The organism is Niallia sp. XMNu-256 (assembly GCF_036670015.1).
Lineage (GTDB): Bacteria > Bacillota > Bacilli > Bacillales > Cytobacillaceae > Bacillus_BD.
Genome location: NZ_CP137636.1, coordinates 267,280 through 281,819 on the forward strand (window position 1 = coordinate 267,280; position 14,540 = coordinate 281,819).

The 14,540-nt window shown below is 37.0% G+C and carries 15 protein-coding genes and 1 riboswitch; of the genes, 10 read left to right on the forward strand and 5 right to left on the reverse strand.

Annotation, left to right across the window (positions count from 1 at the left end):
* The first annotated feature begins 24 nt into the window (after positions 1-24).
* The 4 genes from qoxA to qoxD all read left to right on the forward strand — a co-directional run bounded on the left by qoxA (position 25) and on the right by qoxD (position 3,814).
* Positions 25-915: a cytochrome aa3 quinol oxidase subunit II gene (gene qoxA, locus R4Z10_RS01365; protein ID WP_338471456.1), complete on the forward strand. Its 891-nt coding sequence runs from the start codon at positions 25-27 to the stop codon at positions 913-915.
* A gap of 73 nt (positions 916-988) precedes the next feature.
* On the forward strand, positions 989-2,935 hold the full coding sequence (gene qoxB / locus R4Z10_RS01370) for a cytochrome aa3 quinol oxidase subunit I (protein ID WP_338471457.1): 1,947 nt from the start codon (positions 989-991) through the stop codon (positions 2,933-2,935).
* Positions 2,935-3,531: a cytochrome c oxidase subunit 3 gene (locus R4Z10_RS01375; protein ID WP_338471458.1), complete on the forward strand. Its 597-nt coding sequence runs from the start codon at positions 2,935-2,937 to the stop codon at positions 3,529-3,531. The genes qoxB and R4Z10_RS01375 overlap by 1 nt, the downstream gene beginning before the upstream one ends.
* Position 3,532: 1 nt before the next feature.
* The gene (gene qoxD, locus R4Z10_RS01380) at positions 3,533-3,814 is read left to right on the forward strand and encodes a cytochrome aa3 quinol oxidase subunit IV (RefSeq protein ID WP_338471459.1); all 282 of its coding nucleotides are present in this window, start codon (positions 3,533-3,535) and stop codon (positions 3,812-3,814) included.
* 35 nt (positions 3,815-3,849) lie between these two features.
* On the opposite strand, the gene R4Z10_RS01385 is transcribed toward qoxD, so the two are convergent.
* Together R4Z10_RS01385 and R4Z10_RS01390 are read right to left on the reverse strand one after the other, a co-directional pair.
* Positions 3,850-4,065, reverse strand: a complete 216-nt coding sequence (locus tag R4Z10_RS01385; protein ID WP_338471460.1) for a hypothetical protein — start codon at positions 4,063-4,065, stop codon at positions 3,850-3,852.
* 123 nt (positions 4,066-4,188) lie between these two features.
* Entirely contained in the window at positions 4,189-4,461 is a 273-nt protein-coding gene (locus R4Z10_RS01390) for a hypothetical protein (RefSeq protein ID WP_338471461.1), read from the reverse strand.
* Between the two features lie 360 nt (positions 4,462-4,821).
* Here R4Z10_RS01390 and R4Z10_RS01395 point away from each other — a divergent pair, with 360 nt between their 5' ends.
* The 5 genes from R4Z10_RS01395 to R4Z10_RS01415 all read left to right on the forward strand — a co-directional run bounded on the left by R4Z10_RS01395 (position 4,822) and on the right by R4Z10_RS01415 (position 9,046).
* Positions 4,822-5,922 carry an ABC transporter ATP-binding protein gene (locus R4Z10_RS01395; RefSeq protein WP_338471462.1) on the forward strand — a complete coding sequence of 367 codons (1,101 nt, stop codon included), beginning with the start codon at positions 4,822-4,824 and terminating at the stop codon, positions 5,920-5,922.
* The gene (locus R4Z10_RS01400; RefSeq protein WP_338471463.1) at positions 5,915-6,721 is read left to right on the forward strand and encodes an ABC transporter permease; all 807 of its coding nucleotides are present in this window, start codon (positions 5,915-5,917) and stop codon (positions 6,719-6,721) included. Before R4Z10_RS01395 ends, R4Z10_RS01400 begins: the two co-directional genes overlap by 8 nt.
* On the forward strand, positions 6,718-7,515 hold the full coding sequence (locus R4Z10_RS01405; protein ID WP_338471464.1) for an ABC transporter permease: 798 nt from the start codon (positions 6,718-6,720) through the stop codon (positions 7,513-7,515). The genes R4Z10_RS01400 and R4Z10_RS01405 overlap by 4 nt, the downstream gene beginning before the upstream one ends.
* Positions 7,512-8,585 carry an ABC transporter substrate-binding protein gene (locus R4Z10_RS01410; protein WP_338471465.1) on the forward strand — a complete coding sequence of 358 codons (1,074 nt, stop codon included), beginning with the start codon at positions 7,512-7,514 and terminating at the stop codon, positions 8,583-8,585. Before R4Z10_RS01405 ends, R4Z10_RS01410 begins: the two co-directional genes overlap by 4 nt.
* A 179-nt stretch (positions 8,586-8,764) precedes the next feature.
* A complete protein-coding gene (locus tag R4Z10_RS01415) occupies positions 8,765-9,046 on the forward strand; it encodes a divergent polysaccharide deacetylase family protein (protein WP_338471466.1) in 282 nt (93 codons plus the stop codon).
* A 142-nt stretch (positions 9,047-9,188) separates the two neighbouring features.
* On the opposite strand, the gene R4Z10_RS01420 is transcribed toward R4Z10_RS01415, so the two are convergent.
* The 3 genes from R4Z10_RS01420 to mgtE form a co-directional block, all read right to left on the reverse strand.
* Positions 9,189-9,644: a DNA starvation/stationary phase protection protein gene (locus R4Z10_RS01420; RefSeq protein WP_338471467.1), complete on the reverse strand. Its 456-nt coding sequence runs from the start codon at positions 9,642-9,644 to the stop codon at positions 9,189-9,191.
* 183 nt (positions 9,645-9,827) lie between these two features.
* Positions 9,828-11,033: an FtsW/RodA/SpoVE family cell cycle protein gene (locus tag R4Z10_RS01425; protein WP_338471468.1), complete on the reverse strand. Its 1,206-nt coding sequence runs from the start codon at positions 11,031-11,033 to the stop codon at positions 9,828-9,830.
* Positions 11,034-11,198: 165 nt separating this feature from the next.
* Positions 11,199-12,557 (reverse strand): magnesium transporter, encoded by a 1,359-nt coding sequence (mgtE, locus tag R4Z10_RS01430; protein ID WP_338473137.1) that lies wholly within the window; start codon positions 12,555-12,557, stop codon positions 11,199-11,201.
* A 779-nt stretch (positions 12,558-13,336) separates the two neighbouring features.
* On the opposite strand from mgtE, the gene R4Z10_RS01435 reads away from it, so the two are divergent.
* Positions 13,337-14,107: a hypothetical protein gene (locus tag R4Z10_RS01435; protein WP_338471469.1), complete on the forward strand. Its 771-nt coding sequence runs from the start codon at positions 13,337-13,339 to the stop codon at positions 14,105-14,107.
* A 110-nt stretch (positions 14,108-14,217) separates the two neighbouring features.
* Positions 14,218-14,407: riboswitch (cobalamin riboswitch) on the forward strand.
* The last annotated feature ends 133 nt before the right edge of the window (positions 14,408-14,540 follow it).

Genomic DNA, 14,540 nt, shown 5'->3' on the forward strand with positions numbered 1-14,540 from the left:
ATATTTAGGGAAAGGGGTATTCTAATGAAGTTAAAAGCGGCTTTCCTCATGGTGTTATTCACGATAGCCACTATACTTTCAGGTTGTGAACCGTTATTAGTACTAGATCCTAAAGGTCCACAGGCTGAGAGGCAAGCTCACGACATTATGATTTCAATTGGAGTTATGTCGTTTATTGTCATTTCTGTATTTATTGCTCTAATCATTATCTTATTTAAGTATCGTGCTTCAAAACAAAGCCCGGATTACGAACCACCTGAAATTGAGGGACATCCTTGGCTTGAGGCTATTTTATTTGGTATTCCAATTGTAATCGTAGCTTATTTATCTGTCGTAACTGTACAAAGTAACTACATCGTTGAGGCAACACCTAAAGGATATGAAGATCAAGAACCATTAGTTATTTATGCATCTTCTTCTGACTGGAAATGGCATTTTAGTTATCCTGAAGAGGATATTGAAACAGTAAACTATCTATATATTCCTACAGACCGTCCACTTGAGTTTAAATTATATTCATATGGACCAATCACAAGCTTCTGGATCCCACAATTAGGTGGACAAAAATATGCGATGGCAGACATGTTAACAACACTTCATTTGGCAGCTGATTCTCCGGGTGAAATGGTGGGCCGAAATGCGAACTTTAGTGGTAAAGGATTTGCTGAAAATACATTTAATGTCACTGCTATGACTCAAACTGAATTTGATGAATGGGTTGAGGAAGTGCACGATAGAGCGGAACCTTTAACAGAAGAAAAATTCGAGGAATTATTAGAGCCTGGACATCTTGGACAACTGACCTTTACAGGCACGCACTTAGAGTTTTCACCACCGCCAGCTCCTCATAGCATGCACAATGATTCTGAGGAAATGGATGAGGAGAATATGACTGAGGGTCATAATAATCATTAATAACTAGTTTTATATTGAATGAGATTGTACGAATATAGATTTATAAATTTCTCTCGAAAGGAGTTCTTTAAGGATGGAGTTCTTTGAACGATTTGCCGTACCACATCCAAGTCCTGCGATTTATGCTTCAATGGTTGCCATTGCCTTAACAATGATTGCGATTTTTGCAGGGTTAACCTATTTTAAAAAATGGGGTTACTTATGGCGTGAGTGGTTGACAACGGTTGACCATAAACGTATCGGTATTATGTATATACTTTCCGCCATATTAATGTTATTCCGTGGTGGAGTTGATGCGGTTATGTTGCGTGCACAGCTTTCAGCACCGGAAGCTAAATTACTAGATGCACAGCACTATAATGAGATTTTTACTACACACGGGGTTGTCATGATTATATTCATGGCTATGCCATTCATTATGGGTTTTATGAACTATTTGATTCCCCTACAAATCGGAGCGCGTGACGTTGCGTTTCCACGAATGAATGCTATTAGTTTCTGGTTATTCTTCTTTGGTGCAATGTTATTTAATATTTCGTTCGTTGTCGGTGGTTCACCAGACGCTGGTTGGACATCATACTTCCCACTAGCAGGAAATGATTTTAGTACATCTGTTGGGACGAACTATTATATGTTGTCAATTCAGATTGCAGGTCTTGGTACATTATTGACAGGTATTAATATGATCACCACGATTGTTAAAATGAGAGCACCTGGTATGACATTGATGAGAATGCCAATGTTTACTTGGACAACATTCATTACAAATCTAATCATTGTGACAGTTTTCCCGATCTTTGCTATTGCATTAGGAATGGGAACAATGGACCGTTTATTTGGAACAAACTTCTTTACATCAACAAATGGCGGTATGGACATGCTTTGGGCCAACCTATTCTGGATTTGGGGACACCCTGAAGTATATATCTTAATCCTACCCGCTTTTGGATTATACAGTGAGATTGTTCAAACATTCTCAGGACGTAACCTATATGGTTATAAATCAATGGTTGGTTCGGTTGTAATTATCTCAGTTTTATCCCTACTTGTTTGGGCGCATCACTTCTATACAATGGGTCAAGGAGCACTTGCAAACAGCTTCTTCTCAATTACAACAATGATGATTGCTGTACCAACAGGGGTCAAGATCTTTAACTGGCTACTGACGATGTGGAAAGGAAAAATCCGCTTGGCAGTACCAATGCTTTACACTGTAGGATTTATTCCGTTATTTACAATTGGTGGGGTAACAGGGGTTATGCTAGCGATGTCAGCTGCTGACTATCAATACCATAATACAATGTTCTTAGTTGCTCACTTCCATAATACAATTATTCCTGGTGTTGTTTTCGCAATGCTTGCTGGACTAACGTATTACTGGCCAAAAATGTTTGGATTTATGCTAAATGAAAGAATTGGAAAGTGGACGTTCTGGTCCTTAGCAATTGGATTCTGTCTATCTTTCTTCCCAATGTACATTACTGGTTTAGACGGGCAAGCTCGTCGTATGTACACATATTCTGAAGCAACTGGCTTTGGACCATTAAATATGCTTTCGTTTGTTGGAGCAGGAATTATGGCTATTGGATTCGTGTTGCTTGTATACAATGTATATTACAGTATTCGTTACTCACCAAGAAATGTTGGAGCCGATCCATGGGATGCTCGAACACTTGAATGGGCGACACATACGCCAGTTCCAGTTTACAACTTTGCGATTGAACCACAAGTTGCTTCAAGACAGCCATTATGGGATGAAAAGAAAAAGGGACACGAACTATTCCCAGGAGAGTATAAAGAGATCCATATGCCAAATAGAAGTGGCGCACCATTTATATTTGGAGCAATCTTCTTTGTATGGGGCTTCTCGTTCGTATTTGCGATCTGGCCGCTAGTTATAATCAGTACAATTGCCTTCTTTACAGTTATGGCTATCCGTTCATTTGAAAAAGACGATGGACATCACATTACTGTGGAAGAAATTGAAGAAACTGAAACGAAATTGCGAGGTGCTAACTAATGAAAATGGATCACTCGCTCCCACTTGAATATAGTACACATGAAAACGATCTGAAAATTTTCGGGTTCTGGGTATTCCTTGCAGCTGAAATTATGCTGTTTGCAACATTATTTACCGTTTATTTTACGTTAGAACATCGAACAGGATCTGGACCGTCAGGAGCGGAGATTTTTGAAATTACTCCAATACTAATTGAAACGTTTCTTCTTTTAACTAGTAGTTTTACGATTGGTCTTGCTGTTCATGCAATGCGCCTAGGAAGAAAAAAGGCAATGATGACATTCTTTGGAGTTACACTTCTATTAGGCTTAACTTTCTTAGGTGTTGAGATTTATGAATTTGTTCATTATGTAAATGTAGGTGCAGGACTTCAAACGAGTGCCTTTACAGCAATTTTGCTGTCAACGTTAGCAACACACGGCGCCCACGTTACATTTGGTTTGTTCTGGGGTGTTATGATCATGATTCAAGTGAGAAAGTACGGTTTGACTGCTAGAACGACGAATAAATCATTCATTTTCTCACTATATTGGCACTTCCTTGATGTTGTCTGGATCTTTATCTTCAGTTTCATCTACTTGAAAGGACTGATGTAGAATGAAAGAGTTATTTCCGGTTAAACAGATAAATGGCTTTGTTGCATCGATCCTTTTGACAGTAATTGCACTATCCGTGATTTACTTTGATCTATCATTTAATACGGCTATGGCAATATTACTTATTACTGCTTTTACTCAGGCTTTCCTTCAATTTGTTGTGTTCATGCATGCTGGGGAAACGGATGACAAAGGATTTATTTTTGGTAAAGTTGCCTTCATGATGTTTGCTTCCATTGTTACAATTTTAGGTACTTTACTTCTCTTCCTTTGGGACATGTAATGAGAAACTAAGAGAGCGTCTACTAGACGCTCTCTTTATTTTTTGCTCTTAGTTAACATTTCTTCTGCTGCAATGAGGAACATGCTAATAATGAAGATAAAAACAGCCCCCATAACCGCTCCGACACCAATACCACTAATAAAGACATAATCGTTTACAATCATACCGTATAGAAAAGTAGCAATTCCAATTGTGAGAATAATTGCACCTACCGTTTTTGTTGCAGTTAACATTCTAGCAAATGGATTCATTCGTTCATCCCCCCTATAGAATATGGTATTCAAATATGTTCACAAAATTGTCAAAAATTTAGTGGATTTTTCATAAATACTTGAACTTATGCAATATTCTAAGGCTGGAAGTAGAACCTTTATTTATCTTTTTACTAAATATAAGTGAGGCCGCTTTTCCTTTGCGATAGGGCTGATTACAACACCTTTGTAGGTAGTTTCCACCATTTCCTCTGATGCCACAAGGAACATCCCCAAAATAACAATAAAAATCGCCCCAACTTCTACACCAATTCCAATTCCGATCACTGAACTGTAATCGCTTACAATTCCGTATGCTAATGTTGCAGCTCCAATAAAGAATAGGAAGATGGCGATAAGTTTCGTTACAGTTATGATTTTTTTGTGTGAGTTCATTTATTGACGACCCCCTTAACTAAATCATATTTGTATATCTATTATTGATAATGTTCACAAAATTGTCAAATATTTTTTAGGATTTAGACTATCTTTTTGTTGTTAATTATGTAGATATAGGATTTTTATCAGTATTGCCTTTTTTTACAAAACCATTCAAGAGTCTATATTATTCAATACCCAAAAAAGGTTGACATAAAACAATTATAGTTAGATATTATTAAATATTTTTGTTTAATTTTTAGATTAATAAAGGTACACTAGAGGACGTATGGATTTTATTCAGTCAAGAGTATACGAGAAATATGAACGATAATTGTATCCATACCTAGAAAAAATTCATATTGGGAGGGAACAAGAATGGGAGATCAAACAATCATTCGCTTTGAAAATGTAACAAAACAATACGACCAGGATCCAGCCATCTTAAAGAATGTTAGTTTTGAAGTTGAGCGCGGAAAATTTTATACCTTACTTGGCCCATCTGGATGTGGAAAAACAACCATTTTAAGATTAATTGCAGGCTTTATTGAACCAACAGAAGGTAATATTTTTATAAATGATAAATTAATTAATCATGTACCAGCCAATAAACGACAGGTGAATACCGTTTTTCAAGATTATGCTCTATTTCCTCATTTAAATGTATTTGAAAATGTTGCATTTGGTTTGAGAATTAAGAAAATGAATCAAAAACATATCAATGAAAAAGTGAAAGAGGCCTTGAAGTTTGTCAACTTAGCAGGCTTTGAAAATAGAGAAATCAAAGAGATGTCTGGCGGACAAAGACAAAGGGTTGCCATTGCTCGTGCGATTGTGAATGAGCCTGAAGTGATTCTTCTCGATGAGCCGCTATCAGCTCTTGATTTAAAATTACGTACTGAAATGCAGTATGAATTAAAAGAGCTTCAACAACGCCTTGGTATTACCTTTATTTTTGTTACTCATGATCAAGAAGAGGCGCTTGCGATGTCGGATGAAATCTTTGTTATTAATAATGGGAAAATTGAGCAAAGCGGAACACCAACAGATATCTACGATGAACCAATCAATCGGTTTGTGGCAGACTTTATTGGTGAATCCAATATTGTATCTGGAATTATGAAGAAAGACTTTTTAGTAGAGTTTGTTGGAAGGGAATTCGAATGCGTAGACCAAGGTTTCAATCGCGATGAAAAGGTTGAAATCGTAATCAGACCAGAGGATTTAGAAATAACTACAGCAGAAAAGGGAAAGTTTGTTGCTCGCGTTGATTCATTGTTGTTCCGCGGGGTTCATTATGAAATTTCCTGCCTTGACCAAGACGAAAATGAGTGGCTTGTACACTCTACAAAAAGGGTGCAGGTGGGTGACAGGATTGGCTTAGACTTTGATCCTGAGGCCATCCATGTGATGCGACTTGGTGAAACGGAAGAAGAGTTTGATAAACGACTAGAAGCATATGGTGATGATCATGAATAATCACAATACGCGTAACTTCTATCTAGTTCCTTATATGTTTTGGATTGCATTTTTTGTTGTAGCACCGATTCTACTCGTCATTTATTATTCTTTCTTAGATATTAACGGGAATTTTACTTTATCCAATTACGTTAATTTTTTCACACCTGTTTATATCCAAATGACGATTAGTTCTTTTTGGTATGCCTTTTTAATTACCGCCTTTTCGTTATTAATTGGGTATCCAACGGCTTATTTTCTGACAAAAACAAAGCATAAGCATTTGTGGTTATTGCTCATTATTTTGCCGTCCTGGATAAACCTGCTTTTAAAGGCGTATGCGTTTCTAGGAATTTTCGGTGCTTATGGAATAACGAATAACTTTCTGGAAATGATCGGGATTGGCGCTAGACAAATTCTTTTCACTGATTTTAGTTTTGTATTTGTATCTGTATATATATTTATTCCGTTTATGATTCTGCCTATTTTTAATTCATTGGATAAATTAAATCCAACGTTAGTTGATGCATCGTCTGATCTAGGGGCATCGAAATGGACAACCTTCCGCCGGGTTATTTTTCCGTTAACATTAGACGGGGTTAAGTCTGGCTGTCAAGTGGTCTTTATCCCTGCATTATCCTTGTTCATGTTAACGAGATTGATCGCTGGAAACCGGGTGATTACTTTAGGGACAGCGATTGAACAGCATTTTCTCGTTACACAGAACTGGGGAATGGGTGCCACCATTGCTGTATTCTTAATCATTGCCATGTTCCTAATCATGATGATCACAGGGAATAAAAGGAGGGGGAGAATTTGAAGCTTAAACTATCAACGATTTATTTGATTGTCGTTTTTTTCGTCCTCTATGCACCAATTTTTTATTTGATTTTTTACTCGTTTAATAGTGGTGGAACTATGTTCGATTTTGAAGGGTTTACTCTGGATTGGTACAAAGAGCTTTTCAGTAATACGAGAATGTTAATCATTGTCTTGAATACAATCATCATTGCTCTTTTGTCAGCAGCGATATCTACGATTATTGGGGTCATTGGGGCACTAGGAATCGCTTATGTCAAAAAAAGACAAACTCGAAATACTCTTTTATCTTTAAATAATGTCTTAATTGTTAGTCCAGATGTGATTATAGGTGCTTCATTTTTAATTACGTTTACGATTTTAGGGATACAATTAGGGTTTACATCTGTTTTATTATCACATATTGCATTTAGTGTTCCTATTGTTGTAATTATGGTGTTGCCAAAGATACAGGAAATGAGTTCAACCCTTATTGATGCTGCAAGGGACTTAGGGGCAAGTCGCTGGGATGTATTAACGAAGGTTACGATCCCCTACATTTTTCCAGGGATCTTTGCAGGGTTCTTTATGGCGTTGACTTATTCACTTGATGACTTTGCGGTAACCTTCTTTGTGACGGGAAATGGTTTTACAACCTTATCAGTTGAAATCTATTCGATGGCAAGAAGAGGGGTTTCCTTAGAAATTAACGCATTGTCAACCCTGTTGTTTCTATTCACAATGCTGCTTGTTATCGGGTACTACTTTATTAATCAACGTTATAAACGCTCATCCAAAGTGGGGGTACGAAAATGAAAAAGCTCATTCAGGCGTTTGTAGTCATTCTCATCGTATCTTCGTTGCTCATGTTTTGGGTTTCAAGATTAAATTCCTCTGAAGGCTATTCATCAGGTAATACGCTTACGGTTTTTAACTGGGGAGACTATATTGATGAAGCCTTGGTCGATAAATTTGAAGAGGAAACTGGGATAAAAGTGATTTACGAAACTTTTGACTCCAATGAATCAATGTTAACGAAAATCCAGCAAGGCGGAACCAGTTATGATATAGCCGTTCCGTCAGAGTACATGATTGAAAAAATGAGAAATGATGATTTACTTATTCCACTTGATCATTCGATGTTACCTAATTTAAAACACATTGATTCAAGGTTTATGGACCTTCCCTTTGACCCAGGGAATCAATATTCGGTTCCTTATTTCTGGGGAACAGTTGGGATTGTTTATAACCCGGAAATGCTAGGTGATGTAGAACTAAAGAGTTGGAACGATTTATGGAATCCAGAATTGAAAAATGAGATATTGATGGTCGATGGTGCCCGTGAAGTGATTGGGATCGGGTTAAACAGCCTTTACTATTCTTTAAATGATAAAAATAAAGATCATTTGCTTGAGGCGAAGGCTAAGTTAGATACTCTAACCCCTAACTTAAAGGCGATCGTCGGTGATGAAATTAAACTCCTGATGGCCAATGAGGAAGCGGCCATTGGAGTCGTGTGGTCAGGCGATGCTGCTGATATTATGTGGGAAAATGAAAAGTTGGATTACGTAGTCCCAGAGGAAGGGTCTAATCTTTGGTTTGATAATATGGTAATTCCAAAAACAGCAAAGAATGTTGAAGGAGCCCATCAATTTATTAATTTTATGTTGGATCCTGAAAATGCTGCCCAAAATACCGATTATGTTAGCTACTCTACTCCAAATAAGGCTGCACTTCAGTTTTTGGATGAAGAAGTAGTGAACGATGAACGATTTTATCCATCAAAAGAGTTAACCGAAAAGCTTGAGGTATATGAGGATCTAGGAAAAGAAATGCTTGCTTATTATAACGAACTTTATTTAAAGTTTAAAATGCATCGCAACTAATGAAAAGAGAGGGGATATTCACCTCTCTTTTTTTGTTTTTAAAATTTCGGTAAAAAAAATCGAGGGGGTGGGAAGGTATTGACCAGATTGTCGGTTAATTGCACCAAAACTAATCACATAGCCCCCCCATTTAGTGAAATAATACAAACTCATAATTTTGACGACTAATTAACCCAAACTTGAGGCAACTTAAAGCGGAAGAATTATCAATACCATATTTGGAAAACAATATTTTTTTTGATCATGTCTATACTGAACAGCATATATATAAACAAGCCTCCAGATTAATTGAAGAACTGGATGAAGATAAGAGCCTAATTGCGATTGGCCATGTTGGAATTACGGGTGATAAAGTTGTTACAGCCTTAAAAAGTTATATTCCTGAATATCAAAAACAGGCAGATATTGTACCGCTATCACTTTTGCTTCCTGGTGCTCAATTGCTAGAAAGCCCCTTATGATAAAGTGAAACTCCTTTAGTAGGGAGCGCTTATTACCGTTAATAATGTGGCAATCTTAGAGAACACAAAAAAGGAGTTGTGACTAATCTCACAGACTCCTTTTTTGAATTCCATTAAACTTATAGGAAGGGATTTCCAAGCATTATGCTTCTAAGTATGCATTAAGCATCCAAACATGCGTATCAATTTTTCCGATTAATCCGATAGCAAGATCGTTGGTGATGGTATCGCCTTCAGCATCTGTTAGTGCAGCCAATTCATTTAAGCTTTCTTTAATGGCTGTGTAATCTTTAACGAGTGTAGCAACCATTTCTACGGCTTTTGTTTCATTGGCTGATTCTTCGATTGTTGCTGCTTCTAAGTATTCTTTCATTGTAGCGATGGGCTGACCGCCAATGGCAAGTAGACGCTCAGCGACTTCATCAACTGTCAGTGCTGCTTCATTATAAAGTTCTTCAAATTTAGCGTGTAGTGTGAAGAAAGAAGGTCCTTTAACATACCAATGGAAACGGTGAAGTTTTGTATATAGAACGCTCCAGTTTGCAATTTGTAAATTTAATTCAGATTGAGTGGTTTTAGTTTGTACTGTCAAAGTCATGATTAATAACTCCTCCTTTGATATCTTATAGTCTTATTATATCAAATACTTTTTTAAAAATCAATACTAAATTATAATTATTTTAATTAAATTATTATTATAAATAAAAAAGAGAAGGCTGTCTCATAAACAAGGTGTTAAAACCTTATGAGACAGCCTTCTTCTTTTTAAACAAATGTTTGATTAGAAATTATGTTCGTGTGCCTTTGATTCTGTGTAAGTGTGATTTGATGAGAACATATAACTGCGATGATGGTAATGAATACTGTATACGAGCCCCATTGCAAACATGTTTCCCATAAGAGAGCTTCCCCCATAACTAATAAAGGGGAGGGGAATTCCAGTAATTGGCAATACCTGAATGGTCATGCCAACATTTTGAAATACATGAAACGCAATCATACTTATGATCCCAACGCAAATATACGTATTAAAAGGATCCTTTGTTTCTAATGCAGTTTTTGTTAGATGGTAAATGAGAAGAAAAAATAAACCTACAACAATGCTAGAGCCTAAAAAGCCATATTCTTCACCAATAACACTAAAAATAAAATCAGTGTGACTTTCAGGGATATACACTTTTCGATCCCCAAACCCTTTTCCGGTTAATTGACCTGAGCCAATAGCTTTTAACGAGTTAGATAAATGATAACCTGCGGCATGATTATTTGGATCAAGCCAAGCATAAATACGGTCAAATTGATAAGGCTTTACATTTAAGTATTTTTCTAAAATTTGTGGTGCCCAAATGACAAAATATAAAATAATCCCCATAAGGGCAATTCCTAATCCATAAATTGCCGTAATAATTTTCCATGAAATTCCTGAAACGAAAATGACTCCAGTCATAATTGCCAGCATGACAAGGGATGTTCCGAGGTCAGGCTGCATCATCACAAGAGCAATTGGAAGTCCTGTAACGAGTGCAATTTTGAAAAGTAATATAAAATCGGTCTTAAGTGTTCGATTTAGGATTTTCTCATTATGGCCTTGAACCGTTTTACTTAAGGCGATAATAAGAAAAACCTTCATAAATTCGGATGGTTGAATCGAGCCGATTGGAAGTTGAAACCAACTTTGAGCTCCATTTATTCTCGGTGTGAATGCAGTAACAGGGGAAACAGCCAAAATGAGCAATAGCAAGATGCCAAATCCGTAAATAATCCAAGTAAGCCCTTTTAATTGATCACTGTCAAAATACATCACGACCGCAATAATCCCTGCGCCAACTGCATACCAGAAAATTTGTTGGATCAAGAAGTTGGTCTCACCATATTGTCCTGAGGCTTGTCCGCTGTATATCGCAACACAACTTACTAGAAAAAATAAAAATAATAAAAGGGTTAAGGACCAATCGAATCTCTCAGCCACTTTATTTTTATTTTCCATAAATGTTCACCTATTTCTTCCCTAATCAAGGATAAAAATATAATCGTATGATTCTTATTAACAGACTAGCAGAGAATTCCTTTTTCGACAATATATTTAACGTTCTAACGACGCGTTAGGTTTCACTTTTATTAATAGAAAAAAAGACACAAATAGAATGTGTCTTTAAATTAAATAATAGATAAAAGCAGTTGCAATTCCAAAATAGATAATTAATGAGAAGATATCATTTAACGTAGTAATAAGTGGTCCTGATGCCACAGCAGGATCAATTTTCATTTTATAAAGACATACTGGGATAATCGTTCCGGCTAAGGTACCGATGATAAGAGTAAAGAATAGAGAGGCACCTACAACAAGGCCAAGGATCGCGTTTCCTTGCCACACATATGCAATAATCGAGATTAATATCCCGCAAGTTAAACCAATAATTAGCCCAACTTTGAACTCTCGCATGACAACTCGAAAAATGGCTTTTTTATCAAGATCGTCTGTTGCTAACCCTCGTACGACTACGGCCAATGATTGGGTACCCGTATTTCCAGTCATCCCTGAAATCATCGGCATGAAATAGGTAAGAGCAACCACTTGCTGCAATGTTTGCTCATAGCCACTTATGATACTTCCTGAGATGAGTCCGATAAATAATAACAAGATCAGCCAGGGGAGACGACGATAGGAAGCAACAAAGGCTTTTGTATCAAAGTCAATTGCTTTACCTGAAGCAGATAATTTTTCAATATCTTCATTTGCCTCTTGAATGACAACATCAATGATATCATCGACGGTAACAATTCCGACTAACACTTGTTCATCGTTAACAACAGGAATGGCAAGAAAGTCATAGCGTCCAATCAGCCTGGCGACTTCCTCTTGGTCAGCGATGTCAGGCACAGAAATAACCCGTTCGTACATAATGTTATGGATCCTCTGGTTGGCATCAGCCAACAGCAAGTCACGATAGGAGACAACGCCCACAAGCTTTCGGTGCTGATCGACTACATATAAATAATTAATCGTTTCAGCATACTCTGCAAAACTTTTTAGCTTTTCAACTGCATCTCTGACTGTATAATAATCACGGATCCACACAAATCGGTTTGTCATCATCCGCCCAGCTGTTTCAGGAGGATAGTTGAAAATGTCCTGAACGATTTGGGACTCTTCCTCTTTCATCCCGGATAACAAAGCTTCCATTTTTTCAGGTGATAATTCATCCAATAGGGAGGCTAAGTCATCGTTATCCATCTCATCAAGAACTTTATTTTTTCGATCAATCCCGAGACGATTTAAGACATTTAGCTGCTCCTCCGGACTTAACTCTTGGATGAAGTCGGCTAGGACATTGATCTTTAAGTGAAGGAGAAAGCGAGTTCGGTGCTTTTCGGGTAAGTCTTCATAGATTTGGGCAATGTCATAGGGGTGCAATTCTTCCAATATGGCATCTAAGTCTTTTTGTTTATTTTCTTTTAAAGCCTTAATAATTTGAAGTGTAATTTGATCCTCGGTTAAATTGTGAATCATAATACTTCTCACTCTCCTTCCACCGAAAAAAGTTTATTCCTAATCTAGTATAAACGTACAGTGCTTCATCGCTTATTATAATGAAAAAGTAATTTAATTTAAATGAAAGATTTTAAAGCTTTGTGAAAAAGTAAAGAACAGTTATATAAAATATGCATGTCTTTAATAAAGGGGACGTAATAAATACACATTTTTTTATTAATTATTACAAAGGAATAACATTATTCACAGATGTAAGATATTTTCCCTTTAATCTGCTATTATATAAGCATGATATAGTGAAAATAGAAATTTCTTTATAAAACTTCATTCAGCAAACTTTTTTTGTGCTGAGAGGCTGCGATAAACACAGGAGTCCCTATCTCGATTAATGGGGTGTAGAAAAGCTCTCTGATTTAGCAAGGTTCATATTTCGTCGCTGAATGAAGTTAAGCCTCCGGCGGATGCCTCGGATTTTTTAGTAATTTTCCGCGTCTTAACGGCAGTAATCCCCCTACCTCGAGTTAATCACATAGTGAAAGGTAGGAATTAAAACTGCCAGTAAAGATCCGAAAGTTTACACATGTCTATGTAACCAGCATTTCTGCTAGCCTCGATGTACCGTCACTGGGAAGAACCCACATGGTTGGGAGTTTCACTTTATTGAGCGTGCTCGGCGACGGGCAGGACGTCCTCCTAGTGAAGCTAGAAATAAGGATGTGGAGTTCTGTAGCGTGATAAAATTCGAGTGCAAATTCGACGGAGCGAATTTGACTTTAACGTATTCGGGGGTCCTGTTGTTGAGAAGGAATCGGAAACAAGATGTTATTTACGTCCATTTAAATGAAAAAAACCGTTTTGTTTTATCTTCAGGGATTTTTTTTAATGAATTTGTTCAAGCCTTGAATGAATCGATTAATCATATTCTTTTACTTAAACATCGGTTTGACGACGCTGATTTTAATCTACATACCTTGCTTGATTATATTCCCCAAAAACGGGTGATGAAACTTGCAGGTGAGGACGTGTCCCAATACGGTGATTTTTGCTGGATCGACTTTGAGGAGATGGAAGGGCTAGATGAAATTCCCGGACAAGTGTTAGCTGAATTGCTCTATCTTGGCCATATGAAGGAACCTCTACGTGCTCCGTTTTATAATTATTTAGGAAATCGTTTTACCTATTTAGCAATAGATGATGGATGGTTTAATAAAACGTATTACCGGAATTTAAATGATTTTTATCGATTGCTAGGCGAATTAATTCCGATGAAATTGGACGTAATTAAACCGGATAAAAGTCTCTTAGGGTTAAAAAGAAAAAAAGTCTACCCTGTAGTCGACCAGCACCTCCTTCATTCATTAAAGGGATACATGAGTGAAGGCATGGTCTTGTCCTTAAGAGAAATTGTTCAAAATCGTCATCGAATCGAGATTCCAATGTGGGTCATTGGTGACTTTTCCAACATGGATGATATGCATGAGGAATATGAAAAAAATCGTAAACGCTCATGTGATGCCAAACTGATTTTTGATAAAAAGTCAAATGAATGGAAAATTCGCTCTAGTTAATCCGACAAAATTCGAGCCGTTTTGAAAAAGCTACTACCTATTTTATTATAGCATGCTATAATGTTTAATAATGAACGAAACAATTTCATACGAAGAATTAGGTGTCTTTGGGAAAGGAGAGAGGCTTTGGCCTTTCTGCTTTTCTGTTCACAAGACTTAAAAGGGAAGTTGGTGAAACTCCAACGCGGTCCCGCCACTGTAATTGAGAGTAACCTGCATAACCACTGTACAAGCTGTATGGGAAGGAGCAGGGAACGATGACCAAGAGCCAGGAGACCTGCCTTATTCTTGCACCAGAAACAACCTACGAGGATAGGCAGGTGTATGAACGACTAATTATACATAACTATAGTCTTTCTGCATCTCCGATACGTTAGGGGATGCTTTTTTGTTTTTCAAAAATAAAAAGGCATGTAATAAATATTAAAAAAAG

What these genes read in the sequence shown, in the direction of transcription:
- qoxA (WP_338471456.1), top strand. Translation starts at nt 25, where the DNA reads ATGAAGTTAAAAGCGGCTTTCCTCATGGTGTTATTCACGATAGCCACT.
- qoxB (WP_338471457.1), top strand. Translation starts at nt 989, where the DNA reads ATGGAGTTCTTTGAACGATTTGCCGTACCACATCCAAGTCCTGCGATT.
- R4Z10_RS01375 (WP_338471458.1), top strand. Translation starts at nt 2,935, where the DNA reads ATGAAAATGGATCACTCGCTCCCACTTGAATATAGTACACATGAAAAC.
- qoxD (WP_338471459.1), top strand. Translation starts at nt 3,533, where the DNA reads ATGAAAGAGTTATTTCCGGTTAAACAGATAAATGGCTTTGTTGCATCG.
- R4Z10_RS01385 (WP_338471460.1), bottom strand. Translation starts at nt 4,065, where the DNA reads ATGAATCCATTTGCTAGAATGTTAACTGCAACAAAAACGGTAGGTGCA.
- R4Z10_RS01390 (WP_338471461.1), bottom strand. Translation starts at nt 4,461, where the DNA reads ATGAACTCACACAAAAAAATCATAACTGTAACGAAACTTATCGCCATC.
- R4Z10_RS01395 (WP_338471462.1), top strand. Translation starts at nt 4,822, where the DNA reads ATGGGAGATCAAACAATCATTCGCTTTGAAAATGTAACAAAACAATAC.
- R4Z10_RS01400 (WP_338471463.1), top strand. Translation starts at nt 5,915, where the DNA reads ATGAATAATCACAATACGCGTAACTTCTATCTAGTTCCTTATATGTTT.
- R4Z10_RS01410 (WP_338471465.1), top strand. Translation starts at nt 7,512, where the DNA reads ATGAAAAAGCTCATTCAGGCGTTTGTAGTCATTCTCATCGTATCTTCG.
- R4Z10_RS01420 (WP_338471467.1), bottom strand. Translation starts at nt 9,644, where the DNA reads ATGACTTTGACAGTACAAACTAAAACCACTCAATCTGAATTAAATTTA.
- R4Z10_RS01425 (WP_338471468.1), bottom strand. Translation starts at nt 11,033, where the DNA reads ATGGAAAATAAAAATAAAGTGGCTGAGAGATTCGATTGGTCCTTAACC.
- mgtE (WP_338473137.1), bottom strand. Translation starts at nt 12,557, where the DNA reads ATGATTCACAATTTAACCGAGGATCAAATTACACTTCAAATTATTAAG.